24 protein-coding genes are annotated in these 23316 nt (G+C 49.2%); 1 reads left to right on the forward strand and 23 read right to left on the reverse strand.

Features of this window, described 5'->3' with window-relative positions; all coding sequences use genetic code 11:
- Nucleotides 1–14: 14 nt before the first annotated feature.
- The 17 genes from E4L36_RS08250 to E4L36_RS08330 all read right to left on the reverse strand — a co-directional run bounded on the left by E4L36_RS08250 (nt 15) and on the right by E4L36_RS08330 (nt 16284).
- Complete coding sequence (locus E4L36_RS08250) at nt 15–899, reverse strand: peptidylprolyl isomerase (RefSeq protein WP_136680223.1); 885 nt, start codon at nt 897–899, stop codon at nt 15–17.
- Nucleotides 900–962: 63 nt separating this feature from the next.
- Nucleotides 963–2150: a cadherin-like domain-containing protein gene (locus E4L36_RS08255; protein ID WP_136680224.1), complete on the reverse strand. Its 1188-nt coding sequence runs from the start codon at nt 2148–2150 to the stop codon at nt 963–965.
- A 181-nt stretch (nt 2151–2331) separates the two neighbouring features.
- Entirely contained in the window at nt 2332–3732 is a 1401-nt protein-coding gene (locus E4L36_RS08260) for a hypothetical protein (protein ID WP_136680225.1), read from the reverse strand.
- A 270-nt stretch (nt 3733–4002) separates the two neighbouring features.
- Nucleotides 4003–4398 carry a hypothetical protein gene (locus E4L36_RS08265; RefSeq protein WP_136680226.1) on the reverse strand — a complete coding sequence of 132 codons (396 nt, stop codon included), beginning with the start codon at nt 4396–4398 and terminating at the stop codon, nt 4003–4005.
- Nucleotides 4399–4485: 87 nt separating this feature from the next.
- Entirely contained in the window at nt 4486–6594 is a 2109-nt protein-coding gene (gspD, locus tag E4L36_RS08270; RefSeq protein ID WP_169051507.1) for a type II secretion system secretin GspD, read from the reverse strand.
- A gap of 62 nt (nt 6595–6656) precedes the next feature.
- A complete protein-coding gene (locus E4L36_RS08275; RefSeq protein WP_136680228.1) occupies nt 6657–7226 on the reverse strand; it encodes a hypothetical protein in 570 nt (189 codons plus the stop codon).
- 2 nt (nt 7227–7228) lie between these two features.
- Nucleotides 7229–7786: a type II secretion system protein GspM gene (gene gspM / locus E4L36_RS08280; RefSeq protein WP_136680229.1), complete on the reverse strand. Its 558-nt coding sequence runs from the start codon at nt 7784–7786 to the stop codon at nt 7229–7231.
- The gene (locus E4L36_RS08285) at nt 7786–8805 is read right to left on the reverse strand and encodes a PilN domain-containing protein (protein WP_136680230.1); all 1020 of its coding nucleotides are present in this window, start codon (nt 8803–8805) and stop codon (nt 7786–7788) included. Before E4L36_RS08285 ends, gspM begins: the two co-directional genes overlap by 1 nt.
- A complete protein-coding gene (locus tag E4L36_RS08290; RefSeq protein WP_136680231.1) occupies nt 8805–9683 on the reverse strand; it encodes a type II secretion system protein GspK in 879 nt (292 codons plus the stop codon). Before E4L36_RS08290 ends, E4L36_RS08285 begins: the two co-directional genes overlap by 1 nt.
- Nucleotides 9680–10279: a prepilin-type N-terminal cleavage/methylation domain-containing protein gene (locus tag E4L36_RS08295; RefSeq protein WP_136680232.1), complete on the reverse strand. Its 600-nt coding sequence runs from the start codon at nt 10277–10279 to the stop codon at nt 9680–9682. The genes E4L36_RS08290 and E4L36_RS08295 overlap by 4 nt, the downstream gene beginning before the upstream one ends.
- The gene (locus E4L36_RS08300) at nt 10276–10674 is read right to left on the reverse strand and encodes a type II secretion system protein (protein ID WP_136680233.1); all 399 of its coding nucleotides are present in this window, start codon (nt 10672–10674) and stop codon (nt 10276–10278) included. Before E4L36_RS08300 ends, E4L36_RS08295 begins: the two co-directional genes overlap by 4 nt.
- On the reverse strand, nt 10671–11129 hold the full coding sequence (locus E4L36_RS08305) for a prepilin-type N-terminal cleavage/methylation domain-containing protein (RefSeq protein ID WP_136680234.1): 459 nt from the start codon (nt 11127–11129) through the stop codon (nt 10671–10673). The genes E4L36_RS08300 and E4L36_RS08305 overlap by 4 nt, the downstream gene beginning before the upstream one ends.
- 8 nt (nt 11130–11137) lie before the next feature.
- Entirely contained in the window at nt 11138–11566 is a 429-nt protein-coding gene (gene gspG, locus E4L36_RS08310) for a type II secretion system major pseudopilin GspG (protein ID WP_240770694.1), read from the reverse strand.
- Between the two features lie 59 nt (nt 11567–11625).
- On the reverse strand, nt 11626–12834 hold the full coding sequence (locus E4L36_RS08315; protein WP_136680235.1) for a type II secretion system F family protein: 1209 nt from the start codon (nt 12832–12834) through the stop codon (nt 11626–11628).
- A gap of 6 nt (nt 12835–12840) precedes the next feature.
- Nucleotides 12841–14541, reverse strand: coding sequence for an ATPase, T2SS/T4P/T4SS family (locus E4L36_RS08320; RefSeq protein WP_169051508.1), 1701 nt, complete (start codon nt 14539–14541; stop codon nt 12841–12843).
- Nucleotides 14542–14545: 4 nt separating this feature from the next.
- The gene (locus E4L36_RS08325) at nt 14546–15184 is read right to left on the reverse strand and encodes a CmcI family methyltransferase (protein WP_206064532.1); all 639 of its coding nucleotides are present in this window, start codon (nt 15182–15184) and stop codon (nt 14546–14548) included.
- Nucleotides 15181–16284, reverse strand: coding sequence for an acyltransferase (locus tag E4L36_RS08330; protein WP_169051509.1), 1104 nt, complete (start codon nt 16282–16284; stop codon nt 15181–15183). The genes E4L36_RS08325 and E4L36_RS08330 overlap by 4 nt, the downstream gene beginning before the upstream one ends.
- Nucleotides 16285–16312: 28 nt before the next feature.
- Between E4L36_RS08330 and E4L36_RS08335 the strand changes: the two genes are divergently transcribed.
- On the forward strand, nt 16313–16924 hold the full coding sequence (locus E4L36_RS08335; protein WP_169051510.1) for a CBS domain-containing protein: 612 nt from the start codon (nt 16313–16315) through the stop codon (nt 16922–16924).
- Between the two features lie 6 nt (nt 16925–16930).
- On the opposite strand, the gene E4L36_RS08340 is transcribed toward E4L36_RS08335, so the two are convergent.
- The 6 genes from E4L36_RS08340 to E4L36_RS08365 form a co-directional block, all read right to left on the reverse strand.
- Nucleotides 16931–17143, reverse strand: a complete 213-nt coding sequence (locus tag E4L36_RS08340; RefSeq protein ID WP_136680238.1) for a YheU family protein — start codon at nt 17141–17143, stop codon at nt 16931–16933.
- Nucleotides 17140–19476, reverse strand: a complete 2337-nt coding sequence (ligA, locus tag E4L36_RS08345; RefSeq protein WP_136680239.1) for an NAD-dependent DNA ligase LigA — start codon at nt 19474–19476, stop codon at nt 17140–17142. The genes E4L36_RS08340 and ligA overlap by 4 nt, the downstream gene beginning before the upstream one ends.
- Before the next feature lie 30 nt (nt 19477–19506).
- Nucleotides 19507–21006, reverse strand: a complete 1500-nt coding sequence (gene zipA, locus E4L36_RS08350) for a cell division protein ZipA (RefSeq protein ID WP_136680240.1) — start codon at nt 21004–21006, stop codon at nt 19507–19509.
- A gap of 73 nt (nt 21007–21079) precedes the next feature.
- Nucleotides 21080–22315 (reverse strand): c-type cytochrome biogenesis protein CcmI, encoded by a 1236-nt coding sequence (ccmI, locus tag E4L36_RS08355; RefSeq protein ID WP_136680241.1) that lies wholly within the window; start codon nt 22313–22315, stop codon nt 21080–21082.
- Nucleotides 22312–22791: a cytochrome c-type biogenesis protein gene (locus E4L36_RS08360; RefSeq protein ID WP_136680242.1), complete on the reverse strand. Its 480-nt coding sequence runs from the start codon at nt 22789–22791 to the stop codon at nt 22312–22314. Before E4L36_RS08360 ends, ccmI begins: the two co-directional genes overlap by 4 nt.
- Nucleotides 22788–23315 (reverse strand): DsbE family thiol:disulfide interchange protein, encoded by a 528-nt coding sequence (locus E4L36_RS08365; RefSeq protein ID WP_136680243.1) that lies wholly within the window; start codon nt 23313–23315, stop codon nt 22788–22790. The genes E4L36_RS08360 and E4L36_RS08365 overlap by 4 nt, the downstream gene beginning before the upstream one ends.
- Between the last annotated feature and the right edge of the window lies 1 nt (nt 23316).

Raw genomic sequence — 23316 nt, forward strand, 5'->3', positions numbered from 1 at the left:
GGCAGGGGTGACACTTAGTTTGCGTCAAGCTCTTTCTTAAGCTGCTCTAAGAGATCCTGATTCAAAACAATATCAGCAGAAGAGCGAATAGCGGTGATACGACGTTTCTTTTGTTGTGCTATCAATTGCCCTTTAACTTTATCGATCAAGTCTTCTCTCACGGCTTCAAACGGTTTTTTCGCTGCACTTACACGCTCATTAAGGCGAATAATATGAAAGCCGAATGGGCTTCGAATAACTGGGCTAATATCACCGATATTTTCTAGCGCAAAAGCCTGTTCTTCAAAGGCTTTAACCATTTTTCCCCGAGCGAAAAGTCCTAGATCGCCATCATTGCTTTTGACCGATGGATCTTCTGAAAACTCTTTTGCGGCTTCAGTGAAGTCTTTGCCTGCTATAATCGAGGCGCGAATATCTTCTGCCAACTTCTTAGCTTCATCTTCTGAACGCTTGATCGTCTTAATGAGTATATGTGAAGCCCCAACCTGCTCGCCTATGACAAATTCTTTATTATCGGCAAGGTACGCTTCCTCAGCGACGGCTTCAAAGTCAACCGCTGATAGCAGCTCCTGTTCTTCATACTTAAACGCCGCGTTCATACGTTCTCTATCTTTATAGAGCTCCCCAGCCCACTTAATTTGAGCTTCATCTACTGAAGAAATTTTCTCAGCTTCAAGGGCCATAGTACGAATAATGAGCAAGTTTTCAGCCATCTCCCTGACTATACCTGGGCGCTTGAGCGCATCAGCTCTACGGGCTTCTGGAATTGCAAAATGAGAGTAACGCACGACATCTTCGGTTGTAATGTTGATATCACCGCTGCTCAACACAACATTCGAGTTCGCATTCACATTCAAAGCAGCCGCAAAAAGCACTAAACATAAAACTTGTTTCTTCATCTTTCACCTAAACGTAGAAAGCGCCAATAAAGGCGCTTTAACAAACGAAATATAAGAATATCCTTATGGATTACCACTATTATATAAGTTACGGAAAACGTCGCACGTTCCTGAGCAGTTTACGTTTTTCACATTTAAATAGTAAGTTTCGCCCGGCACTAGGTCACACGCATAACCTTTCGTATTACTCTGCTCCCAATAAACCTTTGTGGAACTAGTACCATTTTTACCGCACGTTCTAGAAACAGCATCACTATATCCAACACCAGGACAACTAGAAATCCACACTTCACGCGTTACACCAGAGTTACCCGTTGTGGAGGCAATAGAAGCGAAACCATAATATGCAGAATTGTTCGTCGCGGTGAACTCCATCGCCACAGTCTTGTTTCCAGCAATGCCGATACGCTGTTGATTACCCGGATTACCCCAATTAATTGGAGTTCCAATTTCAACACCCGCTGGCAACGCACCACATGCAGATACAGCATTAACCGCTACAGTCACCGTCGCTGTATTAGAAACACGAGAGTCATTATCTTGTACTGTGTAAGTGAAGGAGTCACTACCCGTAAAACCATTATTTGGCGTGTAAGTAATCGCGCCGTTAGCTGTATTTATTGACGTCGCACCATTGGATGGCGATGACGCTATAGCTACAGAGGATGGGGTTAGTGTTCCGTTGTCGGTGTCGTTACTTAACACATTGATGATAACCGGAGTATTTTCATCTGTTGTTGCATTATCTGCATTTGCGACAGGCAGTTCACTGACATCGCCAACGGCAATGGAAACAGTCGCTGTATTGGATAGAGCTCCTTCATTATCACGTACAGTATACGTGAAGGAATCATTACCAATATAGCCACCGTTAGGTGTGTATTGGACAGTACCGCTGTTGCTTACGGTACCTAAGCTACCACCAGAAGGCTGTGATACGATATTTACCGTTTGCGGATCAATGCTGCCATCACTATCTGTATCATTAGCGACTAGATTAATGGTAACCGGCGTGTTCTCTGCGGTCGTTTGTGAGTCAGCGACTGCTGTTGGAGTATTGTTTCCACTGCCACCACCGCTAGAAAACTCTACGGCTGGGTTTGTATCAATCTGTACTCCAGAAGCTGTATGCTGGATAGTAACCGTTGTTACAGACTTTGTTACACCATTCACAGTAACATCAATGGCATTGCCTGCTAAGGGATTTAACGATGCTACCAACCCCATAGCTATTACTAACTTATTGCGCATATATAACCTCTTACTTAGCCTGTTGATACACAAACCAACTGCTTACTTAATAACTTCCTATATAGTCTAGTTGATAACGAACTAGATAGCCAAACTAAGAACATCTACAAACAAGAAAGTTTCACGCAGGCAAAAAAAAAACGCAGCAAAAGCTGCGTTTTTAGTACAAGTAGAGATGCTATTAACGAGTCTCTAGCTCACGAGTAACTTTGTGAGAGACCAGACCAGCGTAGTTAGCCTTAACACCGTTTGTTACAGCGTTGTTCACGTACTGCTGAACAGCGAAGCCAACAACTGGCAGACCGTTAAGAACGATTGTGTTCGGAGAAGCAGTAGTATCTGCTAGCTCACGAGTACCCGCTGGAGCACCAGCTTGTGCACCCAGATCGATAGTCATCCAACCGTTAACAAAGCCAGAATCCAACGCTAGGTTCTTAGCAACACGATCAGACGCTTGTAGTACGTCGCTGTTGTTGAAAGAAATAACGTTAGCCTCGTAGCAAAGAGACAGTGGAGCTGCTGCTGGTGGCTGCGGTGAGAAGTCTAGAGCGTTTGGTTGCTGAGAACCTTCTTCACGGTCGTAGTACGTGATAGAGATTTCTTCGCAAGACTGAGTATTTTCAGCGTCCCAAGGAGCTGTGAAAGGAGCTGTTGCTGGATCAACTGCTACGTAGTCACGCTTAGTTGGGAATGTAACAACCCAGTCAGTACCTGCGCCAATAGTTGGCTCGAGAACGTAATCGTTCGCAATAGAGCGGCTCATTAGAACTGCACTTACAGCGTCAATACCGTCTGTGTAGCTAGCTGTAACGTAAGTGTTACCGTTAGCGATTTCAGCCTGCGGAGGAACAGCACCATCCAAAGATGGATCCAAGCTACCTGGGTCAGTGTGAACTGGAAGAGCAGAGAATGCTTCCAACGCTACTGCGTCGTAAGTTGCATCTGTACCCTCAGCTGGATCGATCAGTACGCCGTAGCCGTACAAACCACCTGCAGGCGGGTTCATCGCAGCAGTTGGACCTGCTGTGAATGGACCACTACCCTGCCATGCTGCAACTACCTCACCACAGTTAGCTGGAACACCATTCTGGTGCTCGATAGCTGCTTCAAGGTCAGTATCGCTTACTTCACCCATTTCGATGATTTCAACATAACCTTCGCGCGTACGATCAACACCAGTGTTTTGCTGATCAGAACGGTATTCAAAGTTACGGAACTCGATAGCTGTGCCTTCAGAAATAGCTGCTGGAACAGTACAAGACGTATCGTTAGATAGGATGCTTGCGCCGCCGTTATCGTTCGCAGAAATAACAGCTGACCAGTGATCTTCTGGAGACAGGTATAGGTTAAAGTCAAGAACCTCTTGAGAGTTCATTGCTTCAAGGATACGTACCTTAACAGCCTTAGTTTCGCCAGTAGTGTTAACCACGTTGATCAGTGTATTCTGACCACCTTCTACTGTGAAGTAAGGGTAAATCAGAACCTGACCTTCGCCATCTGTGTTCAGGTAAACTGCCTGAGCAGCCGTAGCAGCCAGACCAGTCGCTGCAGCCAGCGCTAAAGGTAAAAGTTTTTTCGTCATTTTGTGTTGCTCCTAGGTTTACAACGATCCAAATTGCTTTTTTTTAATTTACCAGTTGTGCAGAACATCGTAATTCTTACCCATACTGAAAATCATCTTCCTAATTATTCAGCAAATCAGGCTATGTAGCAATAATATGCCACAAAAAGCAGCTTCTTAATCTACCACACGTAATTAGCCCAAACAACTGAACTTTCTTAAATTTTACAGCTAAAAACAAGTATTAAAAAGCGGTAGACACTCACTGTTATAAAACTTGTTAAGACTTAGCTATCGTAGTGAATAATAGATCCACCATTTACCATTTTTCTCGATCCAGACCTCATCTAGGACTGTCTGTGACATCTGGCCGTTTGAAGCCATGATGTAATCGAGTTTTACTTTAATCTCGCAGCGTTTACCTTCACAGCTGACAGCTCCAACTGTAGCAGCTTTCCAAAACTTTGCACCGTGAATTCTCTGCATATGCTCATCGAGCGAAGCAAACTGCCGATACAAAGGCGATGTAAAGTGGTAAGCCCTTTCAAAGTCACCCGCCAGCAACGCGTCCAAACGCTGAGTAGACAGCTCACGAACCGTACTGACATCATCTGCTCGATCCGCAATTGCGGCTCCAGCAACGAATAAAGAGGCAAGTGCACCAATAATGCCACCCGTTTTATTCAAGAGACCTCTAGAAAAACGTTTGTATCTCATACTCTGCTTACAAATTATTTAAATATTATTACAAAGCACCAACTAAGCTACAGACTATCAAAGCTCGGACTCTATCAGTTCGAATCCACGCATTCTAGACCTCAACTCTTGACTCAGATCACGCAACTCCTGCTCATTAGATAACACTCGTGGCGTAATGATAACCAGTAACTCTGTTCTGGTGCCGTTCTCAGTTGTGTTACCAAACAGATGCCCCAAAACCGGCACCGTGTGCAGCCCTGGTAAGCCGATCTTCGAGTCCGTCTGATTCTCTCGAATCAAACCGCCTAACACTATAGACTCTCCGCTTCGAACTGCAACTCTACTTTTAATTTCTCGCGTATTAAAAGCACGCTGCCCTGTCGCTTCATCGATCGTGCCGATATCCGTAACAGACTGTTCGATATCCATTGATACCAACCCACCAGCATTGACCGAAGGTGTGACAGATAGTTTCACCCCTGTGTCTTTAAATTCAACGCTTGAGGTAAGCACATCGCCATCGGCATTCGTCGACGACCCTGTTCGTACTGGTTGCTGATCCCCCACCTGAATAGACGCTTGGTGATTATCCAGTGCCATAATAGACGGTGTGGATATCACGTTGAGCAGTGACTGCTCCGAAAGCGCATTCAGTACAGCCCGGATATTACCTGCACTGTCGGCCACCGTGTATGAGAAGCCCGGTAGCTGCGCGGCAATCGCATTTTTTGTGTTTCCTAACAAGCCTGTCCCGGTTTTGCCGCCGCTCAGGTTGTCTTTGAAGCTCCACTCCACACCAAACTTGAAGTTATCCGTCAGCGTCACTTCCAGAATACTTGCCTCTATAAGCACCTGTGTCGGCACCACATCCAATTGCTTTAGCGACGCTTCAATACGTTCATACTCAGACGTAGAGGAGTAGATCAAAAGTGCATTATTCTCCTCGTCTGCCACAACATTCACATCGCCAAAAGAGACACTGGTTGCGCTCGAGTTACCGCTACTTGAACTATTATTATCCGTGCTCTTCGTACTACTACCACCTGATGTAACCTTTTCTTGCGAAAGACCAGGTGCAACAGAGCGCTTCGAGCCACTGCTACTTCCGCTCCCTGAATAGACCTTGCTTAGCAAATCTGCAAGATGCTCTGCGGTGGCGTTTTGCACAGGATACACATGCAAGCGTTTCTCTGAGCCCGAGCTCGGTGCTCGATCAAGGCGTTTCACCCACATCTCTATTTGTGATAAGTAACGAGGTTGTGGCGTAATAACGAGCACGCTATTAAGGCGCTCTAACGGCAAAACACGAAACGCCTGGCCTGCCAGCGCATTTTCGCCCACCGCACCAACCAGCTCGGTCAGTGCGGACTCAACATCCGCGACTGTGGCATATTTCAGTGGGTAAATACCAACAGACATACCCTGTAATACATCAACATCAAATGTGTTGATGATATCCATCCACCCCTGCATCTGGGCTCGCGTACCGGCCAAAATTAACAGATTCCGCTTTGGGTCTACCCGCAAAAACGCAGTATCATCAGCAACGGGTTTCAGTATTTCAGCCATCTCAGCCGCGCCAATAAATTGCAAAGGAATGACCGTTGTGGAAAAGCCTGCACCTTGCGAGCGAGCATTAGATAGCGTAGGTGCAATCTTACTTATATTTGGTGAGCTACTAACAAAAAGACGATTATCTGCATCACGCACCAACAATGCACCGTTAGACTTGAGTAAAGACTCAAGAATAGTCAACAGCTGATCACGCTTCACTGGCGTACGAGTACGCACCGTTACTTCACCCTGAATCGGATGTTCGACGATATAGTCGAGCTCCAAGATATCGCCAAGCACAGCATGCACGACTTCAATCAGCGGAGCTTGCTCGAAGTTGATGGAAACGGCTTCACCATACAGCTTTATAGGTTCACGCACCTTGGGTGCTTTGATGAACTTTCCTGACCCTAAATAGGTTGCTGGCTGATCAGCTGCATTTTCCGCTTTAGCTTGCGCCGGCTGCTCCTGAGCTGGCGACTCTACTTTCGCCTGATACTCGCGAATTAAGACCGGCTCATTTCCTAGTGGCACTGCCAGCTGTTGCTCTCCTTGCTGGGGCTTCTCATTTAGCCCACACCCAGCGATAAAGACCGCTAACCCAACAAGGGGGAGTTTATTACTCAACATTTTATAAACCATGTTTGTATAGCCTTTACTCAGGTGATCAATCACTCAAACGAGCAACACCTTTATTCTTTGTCTTGTTTAGCTGGGGCTGGTCGTTCTATCCCTAGCGGCGGCGGAGGCGGTATTCGCCGAGATGGAGCCTTGGGGGATTGGTGCTGCAAAACAACCGTTAGATCCTCACCCTTGTCGTTAACAAACACTGCTGCATCTGGCGCCATCAAGTCCAAGGTCCAGCCTTGCAATGATTCACCCATTTTTAGCCGGATAGCGTCACCTTTATAACGCCCAATTACACCGGAGTTTTCACGTTTGTTAGCATGAAAAACGCCTACCAACATAAAGTCATCAATGGACTGAGATGGCGCTGCCTGCTCTTCAACTACCGCCACCTCTACTTCCGCGACAGGACGCCTAGACTCCCAGAAGACGGGTCTATCTAAAAAGTTACTTGACGCCTGCTTAGCGTCACTTGCAGTCGAGAGTTCCACCGCCATCATCGAGTCGCTGGAGGGGCGCTTAAGACCCACCTGATCTTGGGCCCCTTCTTGTTGCGCTAGGAAGAACCAAGCAACTGCAATCACAACCACGCTAAGCGCCGCAGCAAGCATTCCTAAAACTTTAAAAAAATTCATGCTTATGCTCCACCTTTAAGAGCAAATACTCTCATACGCGCAGTCACGGCTTGCGCCTCTGGAGCACCTCGCCTGGCTCTTATCGGTTGTAGGGTAAGAGACTCTAAAAACACCGCGGGGTTTTGCCCTTTTAGCTGTTGCAGAAACTGCTCTAGCTCCGCTAAACCACTAACAGCAGTCACATCGACCTTGATATGTACAAAGCTGCCATCCACTGCTGATGGCAGTGTTTGGCTGCCGGTAACACTTGCTCCGGATTGTTGCAGCATATCGCGAACAATGCGCTGAAGCTCAGCCGCGGCAGAAGCATCAGCGGTCGCCGCGGGGAAGACTGCTTGATTGACTGTCGCAGCAGAGGAACCGGCCGCTTGCTGTAGCTGCTCTTTAGAGACTACCAACCCTTTAAAGCGTTCAATTCTTGGGATCATGCGATCTATTTCAGACTGATAGCGATCATAACGGCTAAATAGATCTGCGCAGACTAACGCAAAAGCAATGAGTAAAAGCACACAAGTGAAAGATACCACTCGAAAAGAGCGTGACGCTAACATACTACGCATTACTCAGAACCCTCCTCGCGGAGAGGGGTAATCAACAGAGAAAAGCGCTCTTTCCCTGTTCGCCCTTCCTTACGAATGCCCGCTATCGACTCAACTTTTGCGAATGCCCCAGATCTATCCAACTGCTGTAGCAGCATAGCAGCATTAGAGGAGCGCCCATCTAAACGGATGCCGCCATTTTTGTATTCGAGCAAAAGCAAATAAGTATCATCTGGCAATAGCGATGAGAGCGTATCCAGCAACTCAATCGCATCCACCTGCTGCGCACCGATAAGGTTCAGCTCTGTCGCCATCTGATTATAAATTGCCAGATCACCACGCACGGCTGCTACAGGGTTCGCTTGCTGTTCAAGACTATTATAAAGCTGACGCACTTCGCGCATTTCAAGAAACTTCGCTACCACCGGCACAGCAGCGATAGCAACCAACGCCAACATAACGTAGGCCATCGCAAGTACTAACCACTTCTGCTTACCGCGCTGCTTACTCACCCGATCGCTATATGCCTCACTTTGAAAGGCGATAAACTCTCCGGCCTCGGTCTTGGCCCAAGTTTCAGACGGCATAGCACGATTGCTTAGCGGTATCGTATCGATAAATTGCTGAGAGAGCCGTGCACTGCTGATGGCAAGAACCAAAGACAGCTGCCCATCAGACCGGTCAATAACTTTCCAGCCGAAAAGCGTATCAGATTGCGGAAACGGGCTTGAAGCCTCAACTTCCAAGCCAATAAAAGAGTCGATATCTGACTCGGCACTCACGGGTAACGACAGATGTTTGATCAGGCTAATAGAGGCCGGTAGCAATACCGCTTCGTACTTCGCAGAACCCCCCGCAACCTTTTTACCCGCCAACACAACATAACGCTCGGTCTCGCTCTCATGTACCAACACAGGCTCATGCAAGGATGAAGCAACGGGTGAGGCGTCCGACGAGAAAAAGTCGCTCCAGCCCGCCTTGATATAACGAAAACCGGCACGGATATCATAACCGAGAAACTGCCACTGGGCGTCCGACATCAGGCACTCTCCTCTACAGCAGAATCTTTGTTACGAGCACGGGACACAGGCTCAACCCGGTAATACAGCCATGGTAGTCCATCTGGACCAGCTCTCCCTATTCTCACCCAGCGGGTTCGCACTACGTAATCTCCATCAATCTGCATTTTTGCCCTTACTCTAAATTCCGTACCCGCCGAACCTGCAAGCAGCGTATTTTGAACATCTCGTTGGCGCTGAGCAAGTAGGTCCGCCAACTGCTCTTGATCATCGACAATAAATGCAAGCACCTCGGGTGGCGCCGCTGCCGTATTTACTTCGGCAACACCGGTTTTCGCGACGCTAATAACACTCTTAATGCGGTCATACAGCTCTCGAGATATGCCCGAAACGAGCATTAAGTCCTCTGGCGCCTCAAATAGCCCACCCCTTTTAAATTTGCCGGACTGCTCACTGTAACTATCATCCTCTTCAAGGTTACTGGAAGACCGCCATTGTTGAATATCGTCAGCAAGCTGGTCAGCTTGAGCCTCAGATAATCCTGCCCTTGCAACGAACAAGCGTACCAATGCCTCGCGGGACGCCCTATTAATATCGACTAAGCCAGCGGCAGGCACAAACTCAACTTGAGCAACGCGCTCATCAAACTCGACATCGAACTCAGCATATCCGCCACCAAGCAGCGACGGCTCACTGACAATTCTCGCCATCTGTAGTTGGATGACAGCATCACCCAACGCTTCAGCCTGAACCTGCGTGCGTTGCCACTGCGTCATTTTAGTGTCGACTTTAACCTGATACAGCACACCTGCCAGTAATATACTCAGCGCCGCAATAATCCATAGTAACAGCGCGAGAGCCACCCCCTGTTGAGATGAAACCCCTTTCATCTTACTCATAACAGCTGGATATCCTTGAGCGCCACCACCAGCTCAGGCCAAAACTTACCGTTCACTTTTAAGCTAAGCGCAACCCGTGACGGCAAAGTTAATTGATACTCCCACGTATCGAGCAACTCATCAGCATACGCAACACCGTAACTAATGGTAAAAGCATCTACCTTATCTAATAGCGTTTGCGCCTCTAGTGACTGCCAGTCAGGCTCAGTAATACCGTTTTCGTAGGGTGCAAATGCTAACTTGAGCTTATCGTCCTCATGAAAAAGCCGAAATACAAAGGTGCCGCCAAGCACACCCATCGTAGCTGGCGCTACCCAAATAACCTCTTTAGGACCACCCGATAGATATGTACCGTAACCCGACATCCCCTCTAAACTTGCTTGGATGGGCATTGCGTTACTCAGCGCTGTGCGTAAAAAGCCCGATACTTGGCGTATCTCGTTTAGCTGCACCAGTCGCTGCTCAACCTTTTCCTGTGTGGTAGCTAAAGTACGAATACTTGCAACGGCGGCGGCCATCATAAAAGAGAGAACCACTAGCGCGATCAACACCTCCACAAGGGTAAACCCACGCTCCCTTTTGGTCGGATGCTTCATGGCTCACGTCCTGCTACGATGGTTGATACAACAACTTCCCTTCCATTCGGAAAGCTATCCCAACGCACCGAAACACGCAGGGTTTGAAGTGTGCCTTGTGAAAATTGCGAGTTATCCAGCACTGTATCTTCTGATGTCACCGACCAACGAAAGCCGCCATCAGTCTCGCCACGTATCTCCGCATTTCTCTCGATCGTTTGGTAATTAGCCACCAGAGAGCGTACTAGCTCAGTTGCGTATACGTATTGCTCCTGCACAGCCACTGATCTTGTGGCCGTCCCCGCTGCCTGATAGAGCGCGGCCAAGGAGAAGCCCAAAATAGTGATCGCAACCAACATTTCTAATAGAGAAAAGCCACGCTGGCGATCTGAAGAAGCGGAGCAAAGGCCCTTCATAAGGCTGAGTTCTCAGCCAGTTTCGCTTGCGACACACTACCCAGCAACCAGTCGACGGTGAGCTGAACACCCGCTCCACTCTCACGCACTAGGGAGATAGAACCACCCGATGAGGAGCCATCTGCAAAAAAGCGAACGACCGCCAAATTGCCATCATAGAGGCGGTTGTACTCCCGCGCCGTCGCAGCAGATAGCTGTATATTCTCTGGTAACTGAATCTTTTTACTGCCGACGTTCACCGTGCGCGCTTGGGGATCAAAACGCACATCTACAGATTCAGAGTGCGATATCGCTTCGTAGCGCCCCGCAATCAGTACAGTCATCACGTCCTTGACTGCACCGTGATACTGCATGGTTTGGTACATCTTTTGAGCATAGGGTCCGGACACGCCTAACATAACTGCGGCGATGCCCAAAACAACAAGTATCTCAAGTAATGTAAAACCACGTTGCATGGTACAGGTTACTTCCAGTTACCAACGTCAGCATTTTCACCGTCGCCACCTGGCGCACCGTCTTGACCGAGCGAAAAGATATCCATCTCACCTTTCTGTCCAGGGTAACGATATCCGTAGGCACGTTTCCACGGATCTTGCGGTACTCCAGATTTCAAATATGGGCCGTTCCATCCTGTTGCACTAGAAGGTTTGTTAACAAGCGCATCTAGACCTTCATCTGTTGTTGGGAAACGCCCAACATCCAGCTTAAACATCTCCAAGCTCTGCTCAAAATCCTTGATTTGAACCGCTGCTGTTTTCGACTTTGCACCGCCCAACTGATTCAACACAGCCGGCCCCACAAGGCCAGCCAATAGCCCGATGATAGCTAACACAACCAACATCTCGACCAATGTGATACCACTTTGTGCTCTATAAACCGTTTTCAAAGACACGAACCAACCTCTTTATCTATTCCTACTCCAAGCGCAACTAACATGCTGAGCTTGCAAACTTAAATTGCCAAATCATTGACCGATAGAATACCCATCAAGATCGCTATAATAATCACCGCAATAGAGCCCCCCATCAGCAAAATCAGCAAAGGCTCCAATAGCGTTAACCCTCTTTTGACGCCCGCTTGAACTTCAGTATCGTAGACCTTCGCAAGCTCGAGCATCATATCATCAAGGCGCCCAGACTCCTCCCCCACACGCACAATTTGGATTACCATCGGCGTGAAGAAATCACTAGCTTGCAGCGTTTGTGACATCCGATCACCACGCTTGACCGCAGGCTCTAGCTCAGCGAGCGCAGCACGCACTCGCTCGTTCTCCACCGTTTCGTTGGCGATCCCCAAGGCCTGCAACAGTGACACACCATTGCCTAGCAGAGTTCCCATCGTGCGGGAGAATTTTGCCATCTCATACTTAAACAACACACCACCAATGAGGGGGGCTTTGATAAGCTTTGCATCCTTCCAAGCTTTGCCGGTTGGTGTTCCAAGCCAACGTCTCACTAAAAAGCCAATAACAAATGCTCCTGCCATCAAGGCAAGACCATAGGCTTTAATAAAGTTGCCCGAGTCGATCACCCAACGCGTTAGCAAAGGCAATGCATCTCCCATGTCAGCAAACAGGGCTTCAAACTGAGGCACAACAAAACCCAACATCACCAAAATAGACAACGTTGCAACCACCAACAAGATAGCCGGGTAAATTAGCGCCGATACAACGCTGCTGCGCACAGCCTTAGCATTTTCTAAATATTCGACAAGCCGCTCAAGAACGGAAGATAGCTGACCGCTGGCTTCGCCGGAGCGCACCATGTTGATATAAAAATGGCCAAAAACACTCTCGTATCGCGTTAACGCTTGGCTGAGACCCTTACCGCCTTTGACCGTTTCCAGCAGGTCATTCAGCATGGCAGCTTGCTCGGGCTTAGCGCTCATTTCGATAAGCACCTTCATCGCGCGATCAATAGGCAGTCCAGCCCGCAACAAAACCGCAAGCTCACTCGTGAAAGACAAAACGTCGCTCGCGCCCAAATTAGTACGAGCGGTGGATGCGCTTTTTACTTTGGCTTGCTGCCCTGCTGCCAATTTCACCGGAGATAACCCCTGTGCACGCAACTGCCGCCCAGCGGCTTCAGTCGATTCAGCAGCGATGGTTCCTTCGTGAATAGAGCCATCCCGCTTCACCGCTTTGTAGTAAAAATCTGGCATCTGCTGCTAGTCCTCTGCAGCCTGATCTTGGGTCACACGTAAAACCTCTTCTAACGAAGTGACACCTGCAGCCACCTTGCGTAGCCCATCCTCATAGAGCGTTATCATCCCTGCCTGACGGGCAACACGATGTAACTGAGTAGCATCAGCGCCTTCTGAAATAGCTCGATGCATTGCGCCATCCATAACAAACAACTCATGAATTGAGGTACGACCCTGATAGCCTGAACCCTGACATACAGCACATCCAGTGCTTTGATAAACCGTTCGTTGACCGTCTGGCATAAACTGGCCGAGACCACTCTCGCGCGCTTCAAAATCCGTGAGTTCAACCGGTGTTTTGCAATGGTCGCACAACTTGCGAATCAAGCGTTGCGCCAACACACCATTCACTGACGAGGTGATTAAGTAACGCTCGACCCCCATATCCTCAAGACGTGTAATAGCACCCGCCGCAGTATTCGTGTGCAGCGTCGACAGTACTAGGTGCCCAGTAAGCGCCGACTGAACACCAATCTGCGCAGTTTCTGTATCACGCATCTCACCAATCATGATGATATCAGGGTCTTGTCGCAAGATTGACCGCAGCGCAGCGGCAAATGTCAGATCGATTTTCGCCTGTACCTGAATTTGGTTCACACCGGTCAACTGGTACTCCACCGGATCTTCAACGGTCACAATTTTCGCTGCCTGAGCATCCATCGATGCCAAGGACGCATACAGGGTCGTTGTTTTACCGGAACCTGTGGGCCCTGTGACCAGTAACACACCGTGAGGCTTAGCCAATAGTTCTTGGTACTTGACCAACGTATCAGCGCTAAACCCCATATTCTCGAGGCTGAGCTGAATACTCTGGCGATCTAGCACCCGCATCACGATACTCTCACCGTGGACCGTGGGAATCGTAGACACACGCAGATCAAGCTCATGCCCCTTAACACGCGTCATAATGCGGCCATCCTGAGGCAAGCGGCGCTCTGCAATGTTGAGGTTGGCTAACAGTTTGATACGGGATGCAATCGCTGCGGCTTGGCTTAATGGCGGCGGGTCTGGCATCTCTTGAATGACGCCGTCCACACGGTAGCGCAAGTGCAAACCGTCATCGAAAGGTTCGATATGGATATCAGAGGCACCAATATCAAGCGCTTTGTGAATAATCTGGTTAACAACGCGGATAACCGGCGCTTCACTCGCGAGGTCACGCAGGTGTTCGATAAACTCATCATCCCCAGCGAACAGATCTTGCTCAGCTGCAGCTTCCACATCATCAGTGTTCGCCTCCAAGTACTTCTGCTGACCTTGCTTGATATCAGCTTCAAGCGCCAAGCACATGATCGCCATTTTACCTGTTGCCATCGATAACGCTTTCGCAACGTAAGCATCCTGAGGCAACGTCGTTGCGACACGCACGCTGGCTTCATCAACCGATAGCGGCACCAGATTGTTACTCAGCAAAAACTCTTCCGACAACCCTTCGATGCGCACTGCCTGCTCGGGAAAGTGCTCGGCAGCGACCAACTCAACGTCCAATACCTCGCTCAATGCGCGGCAAACATCTTGTTCTGAAACTAAGCCAAGTTTAACAAGCACCTGGCCTAACAGATCTCCCATCTCTTGCTGAGCTACCAGTGCACGCTCAAAGTCGCGACTGGTGATTTTTTCCTGCTCGATGAGCAATTCGCCAAGCTGGTCATTAATATCGGACATACTGTTATCTTTTTATCAGGAAACCGGAGGGGGCAAAGGTGAAGCCAAACTTTTGCTCTCTTACGCTATCGGTGACGTAATCATCTGGGTACTGCGCCATGTATTCTTGGATCGCTTCATATGGCCCTTCACCCCAACCTGGCAACACAGGATGGCCGTTGATATTGCTATCTTCAACAACCAGATAATCGCCAGACTTAGTGACACGACGCAGCAACTCAAGTTCAGCTAAAACATGTGATTTACTATGATCGCTGTCCAGGATAAAGAACACAGGCCCCGGATAGAGAGCACGCATCTTTTCAATGCGCAACGCAACCTGCGGATCTGAAGAAGACCCTGTTACCAATTGAATGGCGCTATCCAACAACACTTCAGGGAAAACGTCTTCATGGGATATATCAACACTGACGACCTTCAAGTCTGGATTGATAGCCCGCCCCGTCACACTAAAAAATAGCGCAGACCCACCAAACCTTGTGCCAAACTCAACGATCAAAGCAGGTTTTAATTCTGCCAAAACTTCTTGGTAATTCCACATATCCGCTACCGACTTGTAGCAAGGAACACCCATATACTTCACATCGTGCCAAACTTCACTGTTGTAGTACCACTGATGATACGCTTCGGCTTCTTTGTTCACGCTTTACAACCTTTACTGAAATGCTTCGCCACCTGATTATAAGTGTAATCAAACCTTGAGAGTAGCGGCCCCTCAAAAAGCTTATGAAATAACCAACTAACAACAAGGGTCAAAGTGACCGTTATTAGCAGCGAAGCATAAAACCCCATATTCGGCATGAAGTAAAATAGAAGAAATAAGACCGGTAGATGTCCTAAGTAGACAGCATACGAAAGGTCACCACAAACAGCGGCTAACTTGTGATTAACGGTAAAACCAACTTTTTCCAGATACAATGCAAAGGACAGCAGAGAAAAGGCAAGCACACCACCAACCAACACCCTTTCTGGAATGTTACTTCCCGAGTACAGAAGTTCACCCGCACTTTGGCTACTCATAGCAAAATAGATCGTGCCGACCAAAACCGAAACAGCAATAGTCGCTCCTTGTAAGCTCACTCTCGAAACGAAAAAAAATAGCGCGAAGCCGGCTAAAAACTGAAACCAAAAAAGTGACACAAAGTACAAAAAGCTCATCGGATACTCGGCGAACCGTTCCATGCTGTAGAAGTTAAGCAGCAAAATGGCGTAGGCTTGAGCTGCTGCCACGACAACCCCAACACCAATCAATGCGAATTTCATCCACCTTTTAGGCAGAAAGGTGAAGACAAACACGCCAAAATAGAAGAGCAGTTCAAACTGCAAAGTCCACGCGATAGGCAAACTAAGGGATTGGAAGTCAACGCCAATTAATATTAGAGAACCGAGGAGTGACCGCCCTTCTTGCTGTTCAAAAATCGCCAATATAAGAAAGAAAGTTAATGCGAAGGGCCAATAGCTGATATAAATTCGATAAAAGCGCTTCACTATAAATCGAATCGAATCTGAGTACTCTGAAAGGCTCTGCGTGGTTTTCGCCATCACAAAGCCGCTAATCAGAAAAAATACATCTACGCCAAAGAAGCCCAAATAGTGAGACAACGTTATAGAAACCGACTCACCAATTCCCGCAGGGTAATAAGCCGAGAGGTGAAATAAAACAACAGATAAAGCAGCTAAAAGACGCAGAAGCTGAATATTAGCGAAGATGGCAGGCTCGCCCATCGGTTTTTCATTAAGCAAGTCGCCACCAGTTATCTATAATCAAATTATGAGCATCCTACAAATTATTCCGGCGTTTAATCCTGATATACCTAAAACTCAGCCTGCTGTTGCCCCCATCGCAGCGAGCGGTGCTGCTGAACACATCACTCAAGGCAGCACTTCCAATGGCATAGCATCAACAAAACCACAGGGTAAGGCTAACCCAAATTTGCTGAAACGCCAGTCTGAGGGGAGCAAGCTATACGGCGAAGAGGCACACTATACGCCGATTCTCACTGCCGAAAAAATAATGTCGCAACCACTTATCACTATTGATCGCGATGACTCCTTCGCCCATGCTGCTACTGTGATGAAACAACAGCAAATCAGCCACCTGATTGTCGCCAGCTCGAATGGCGACCTGCTCGGCCTAGTGCATCATGAGGACACCATTCAGCACGGTGTAGACTCCCCCGTTGCCGTGGCAAACTTTCTGCCCGAATCACTGCTTGCCGCCAAGCCGGAAACACCCGTCGCAGAGATAGCTCGCCACTTTATTCACCACAACTGTAACGCGATTCCCGTTGTCAACGCAGCTCTCAAGCCCATCGGTATTGTTTGCCGCACTGACCTGCTCGAAATAATCAGTCACGGCGAGCACGTCGAGCGTTGGGCTTAAACCGCGTTATAAGCTGTGCCGCGGCACAATGTTAACATCACCCCGTGCTTCACTATAAAGTATGACCACTTCGCCCGTGTGCAACTGCTGCTTCACTTGCTGCACGCGCGCCTCTAATGAGGTCTCCGTCGCCCCGTAATCGGTGCCATCTCGCGTTACAAACTCTTCAATAACACCGCGAAGCGCATCGGCAGAAAGCGACTCATAAGGCACGATCATCGACTAACCCCATACTCATCGAGAAGTGCCAGCAAGCCCTCTTCGTCTAAGACAGGGATACCCAAATCTTGCGCTTTGGTAAGCTTACTACCGGCAGCCTCACCTGCGACAACACAGTCAGTCTTCTTCGATACACTACCCGATACTTTCGCACCTAACTGTTGCAACGCGGCTTTTGCCTCGCTACGAGTGAGCTGGCTGAGCGTGCCGGTTAACACATAGGTTTTATTTTCCAGAGGCGAAGCCGCTTCAACGCGGCTTTCAGCTAATGCCCAATGGAACCCATAGTCGAGCAGCAATGCCTCTGTTCTACGCAAGCTTTCAACCCAAGACTCATCAGCAAGCACATCCAACATGCTCGCTATCGCACGCTTACTCAGCTTATCCACCGTGCTAAGTTCAGCTTCCGTTGCCTTCACGAGTGCATCCACAGTTTGAAAGTGCGCTGCCAACTGTTTGGCGCTGCCCCCTCCGACATACGGTATTTTGGCACGCGTAATCAGCTCTTCAAGAGAGAGGGTCAAGGTTTTAGAACCGCTATTATCAAGCGTAAATCCCACGACCAATAAGCGGTCGACCTCTTGATTGTTATGCTCATCCGCAAAGAAATGGGCAATTTCCGCAGCGACTTCATCACCAATATCGGGCAATAGCGTTAGAATCTGTGGGGTAGCCGCACGGATTTTATCGAAGCTGCCAAAATACTCAGCAAGCGTTCGCGCGGTTTCTTCGCCCACATCAGGGATACCCAAAGCATAGATAACACGCGCCAGCGTCGCCCCGCGGCAGTCATGTATCGCTCTAAAGAGATTCAACGCAGACTGATGCGCGAACCCGTCAAGCGCTTCTAGCTGCTCAACTTCCAGCTCAAAGAGGTCTGCTGGGGACTTAACTAATCCGACATCGCTCAGCTGGATTGCGACTTTCTCACCAAGGCCTTCGATATCTAACGCTTTTCGGGAACCAAAGTGAATCAACGCTTGCTGGCGTTGTGCTGAGCAGGTTAGCCGGCCAACACAACGATACGCAGCACCATCAGCCCCAGCGCCTTTTGCGGAACGCTGCTGCAACTGCACACGTTCAACATCAGAACCACATACAGGACAAGCACTCGGCGCTGCGATGGGTTTCGTATGCTCAGGGCGCCGATCAACAACGACTTGCACCACCTGAGGGATGACATCACCCGCACGGCGCACAATAACAGTATCTCCAACACGCGCATCTAAGCGTGCAATTTCCCCCATATTATGGAGCGTTGCATTAGATACGGTTACTCCACCAACAAACACTGGAGTCAGGCGGGCAACCGGCGTAATGACACCAGTTCGCCCAACTTGAAAATCAACGCTCTCCAGTACAGTCAGCTCCTCTTGTGCAGGGAATTTATGCGCGATAGCCCAACGCGGTGCCCGCGAGACAAAACCCAAATCTTCCTGCAGCGCATAGCGGTTGACCTTATACACCAAACCATCAATTTCAAAAGGCAGATCGTTGCGCTGCGCTGATAGCCTCTCGTAGTAGTCGAGCACTTGTTCTGGGCCACTCAGCTTCTCAAGATAGCCACTAATACGGAAACCCCACTGAGACAGCGCATGCATCGTATCAAAGTGATTATCAGGCAGTTCGCCCTCCTCAACAACGCCAATCCCGTAACAGCACATCTCTAGCGGGCGCTGTGCCGTGACACGCGAATCCAGTTGTCGCAAACTACCAGCGGCTGCATTGCGCGGATTAACAAACGTTTTCTCACCTGCACTGGTTAGCCTGTCGTTCATCGCAGCAAAACCCGCCTTTGGCATATAGATTTCACCACGTACTTCAAGGCGTTTTGGCCACCCACTTCCTGACAAGCTCAGGGGAATTGAGCGAATGGTTTTCACATTATGGGTGATATCTTCGCCCGTCGAGCCGTCACCGCGAGTCGCGCCTCGCACCAGCACACCCTCCTCGTAAAGAAGGCTCACAGCAATGCCATCGAGCTTAGGCTCACAAGCATATTCAACCATCTCTTGGCCCGCACGCTCACGAACGCGTCGGTCAAAGTCAGTAAAGTCTTCGCCAGAAAAAGCATTGCCGAGCGAGAGCATTGGGCGCTCGTGCGTGACCTCAGAAAAACCTGCAAGCGGGGCACCACCGACACGCTGCGTCGGAGAATCTGAAGCCACCAGATCAGGAAAGTCACTTTCCAGTGCTAGCAGGCGCTGGAACAGGCGGTCATACTCAGCATCTGGAATAGAGGGCTCATCTTTCACGTAGTAAAGATGATTGTGATGATTTAACTGCTCGGTTAGCTGAGCAATCTCTTCTGCAGGTGTTGTTTTGTCTGTCATATAAACCGGAGTATCAAATAAAAACGCAACCTAAGATTGGTTGCGTTTCGGTAACTGGTGCAGTTCGTAATCCCGAATGCGTTCTCGGTAATGCGCTTTTGTCTGCGTGCCCATCATCGAGCGGTTCTCATCAAGGAGATCACCACCCAGATGCTTCGCCACCGTCTCGGCGGTCGCTAACATACATTCGAGCGCATATTTTGGATCTTTCGGGTCTGCCATCGACATAAAGAAGGTGACCGCAGGTATATGTGCCGACTCCAGCTCATCAAGGTTGAATGTTCCCGGACTTACAGCACAAGCCATACTAAATTGGATAGCGCCACCATCAGTCGCTTCCTCAAAACGGTGGAACAGCTGGTAAAGACCATGCTCCATACCACAAGCTTCGACAATCTGGCGCAATGCACAACCGTCCATAATACCCTGCTTGGCCACAACCGTAATTTGCAGCATATGCTCTGGATCTGGGTCCGGCGCCGAGCGATTAGCGTTATCAGCAAATAGGGAGCTTTGCTCTGGTTCAGCCTTCAGTTCAGCCTTCAGTTCTGGCTCTGGCTCTGGCTCTGGCTCTGGCTCTGGCTCTGGCTCTGGCTCTGGCTCTGGCTCTGGCTCTGGCTCTGGCTCTGGCTCTGGCTGCGAGGTTACCGAAGGAGTCTCTTCCATAGCTACCTCTTCTTTGCTCGGTTCCGCAACCGGCTCTACCCACGTATTAGCAGCAGCCACATCGTTTGCAGAGAATGTCTCATCAACCACCGGAACGTCGTTCTGCAACACCGCAGAGTCTGCTGAGTCAGCATTCACCATGTCCGGTTCGTAGTGCTCACCGTAGCGCAATGAATCATTCATAAGCACCGTGATAGGCTGCTCTAGATCTAACGCCTCTTGCTCTGTTAGCTCCACTTCGGGCTCGTGAACAAGCTTAGCTTCGTACTTCATCTCTTCTGGTAGCGACAGGTCGAGCTCGTCGTGCTCACTTTCTATTATGGCAGGTTGCTCAGTGCTCTCTGGCTGCGCCGGATGACCATACTGCGAAGCTTCTATTGTGCTCGGCGGCTGCTCTTGTGGAGCAGTTTCAGGCAGCTCGGGTTCAACGCTATAACTCAGGTCTGGCTGTGGCTGTGGCTGTGGCTGTGGCTGTGGCTGTGGCTGTGGCTGTGGCTGTGGCTGTGGCTGTAAAGGCTGGTGATTTTCAGGTATCACATCAAACAGCGGATCCAGCTCTACACCTTGAGGCCCTTGTGAATCGTGAGCAACAGTATTGGCAGTATCGCTAAGATGCTGTTCAGTAGGCGTTTCGTACGCAGTCAATCCCGCTAGCGAGGATGTTTCAATACCTGCCTCAACGCCACCGAGTGGGCGAGCACCGCCATTAGGCAACTCAGGATTGTACCCATCATCTTCTGCATCGCTGAAAGATCGATCAATATCCATCTTCAGCGTCTGTCGCTGACCGTTCATGCGGCGCCAACCATCAATAATTATCAGAGCGATAACTAAGATGCCGCCGATGATTAGCCACTCTTTCATGCCTATTTCCATGTATCAGGCTCTGCTGTTAAAACGTTTAAACTCTTTGCACACAACTATAAAGCGTCGTTGCCTACTGAACAATCGTGTTAATCTGAAGTTCCACAGGCGTTGTGGTACCTACCGCAACAAGGACAGCAGGAGACTCTAGGTCTCCGGCACTAGCGACAGGTTCACCACTCAAGGATACTCGAGCGATCAGCTCCACGCGTGTATAACCCGATAGTTTCGCTTGCGGCATCATCGCCATTGAATCATCAAGCACAACACGCGCAGGTAGATCTGCTACGGTAAGCTTAGCAGCCGCTAACGGCATACGCTGGCCAACCGCTCGCGCGAACACAAATACCGGCTGATCCGGTTTTAACTGAGTAAGTTGCTGCTCGTCGATATCCACAAGCGCCACGACTTGCGCAACATCGAGCTCAGGGATGTCTGGAACTGTCTGTCCAAGCTGCTGCATCTCCTGAGCCGCACGCTGGATACCACTTTTCAGTGAGCTGGCAGCTTCCGCATCAGCGTTTTGCAGGGCCTTACGCCAATACGCGATAGCGTCGGCATATTCTTTTTGCTCGAATGCATCGATACCCAGCAGGCCTAGTGCAGTGACCTCAAGCGGTTCAATATCGAGTGTACGATTCACCTGTTGGCGTACTGCATCAGTCATCTTACCGTTTGCAAAGTAAAGAGACTGCGCATATTGCCCCATAACGCCGGCATATTGAGGCGCATCTGCTGGCATTTGCTCTAACAAACGTTCAAACGCTGCTTGGCCTTTTTGAAACTCCCCAAGATTCATATAAGTGGTGGCCAAAATGTACCAACCTTCAGGATTCTCGGGATTCTCTGCCAACTCTTTTTCGAGCATCACGATCGCTTCTTCCACAGAAGGCATATCTTGAGATTGTGCTGGCTGTGTGCGCGGAACCTCTAAGAGTGCAGCGCTACCATAGTTTGCATAAAGGCCGAGTGATAACGCCGGCACTAATAAAGCCATAATGGCCAAGCCCAGTAGCTGTGGAGTACCCAGTACAGTCCGGTGCTTTAGCGGTTCATCGGTGTCAGTATCTTCAAGAAGCGAACGCTGTAGTTCTAAACGCAGCACTTCTAGTTCTTGCTCGGTGATCGTATTTGCGGCAAATTCGCGTTCAAGCTCAGCTAAACGCTCATTGTAGATATCAATATTTTGCTGCTTGCGGTCAACAGCAGCCTGATGGAATGCTCTTTTACGCGCCCGCGCAAACGGGATAAAAAGAAACGCTAACGCCCCGCAAAGCAGTACAGCAATTCCAAACCACAGTTCGATCATTTACTCTCACCATTGTTATCTTTTAACAGCTCAGACAAGCGCGCTTGCTCATCATGACTTAAGTTTGCGCTATCGCTCGCTTTAGCTTCTTTGGAGCGTCGCGCTCGCGCTAACAAGACCACGACGACCATGCCGATGGCGAGCAATACGAACGGGCCGTACCAAAGCACGTAAGTTGCCTCATTTACCTTCGGACGATATAGGACGAACTCGCCATAACGCGCCACCATAAAGTCAACAATCTGGTCATTGCTATCTCCGGACTCTACCATTCGATACACTTCGCGGCGCAGGTCTGAAGCGATTGGCGAGTTGGAATCTGCCAAATTTTGGTTCTGACATTTAGGGCAACGCAGCTCTTGTGTTAACTGTTGGAACTGCTCGCGTGCCTCATCATCCTGAAACTCATACGTATCTATGGCCGCCCATACAGGCCCGGCGACCATTAGCGCAAGCGCAAAGAAAAACGCTCTCATAACGAGACCTCTGCAAGCACACCTTTTAACGTTTGCCATACCTTCTCATCAACCGCGCCAACATGCTTGTAGCGAATAACGCCATTTGCATCAATAACATAGGTTTCGGGCGCACCATAAACGCCTAAATTAACGCCTAGCGCACCATCTGCATCAAAGATATTCAAAACATACGGATCACTGTAACGCCGCAGCCACTCTTTTGCCGCCGAGCGGTCATCTTTATAGTTAATACCATAAATAATGACTCCCTCTTCGCGCGCAATTCGATTCAACTGCGCGTGCTCTTGCTTACAAGTCGGGCACCATGTCGCCCACACATTGACTAGCGCAGGCTTTCCTTTTAAATCCTGCTCTGTGACTAACTTGTTTTCATCGCTCAAAGACGGTGCGCTAAACGCAGGAAATGGCTTATCTAACAACGCCGACTCAAGCTCACTCGGGTCTAGCTGCAGCCCTTTGTAAAACAACACACCCAATGCCATAAAAACGACTAATGGGATAAAGAGAATTAAACGTCGCACT

Origin of the sequence: Neptunomonas sp. XY-337, assembly GCF_004959845.1 — a bacterium.
Lineage (GTDB): Bacteria > Pseudomonadota > Gammaproteobacteria > Pseudomonadales > Balneatricaceae > Neptunomonas > Neptunomonas marina.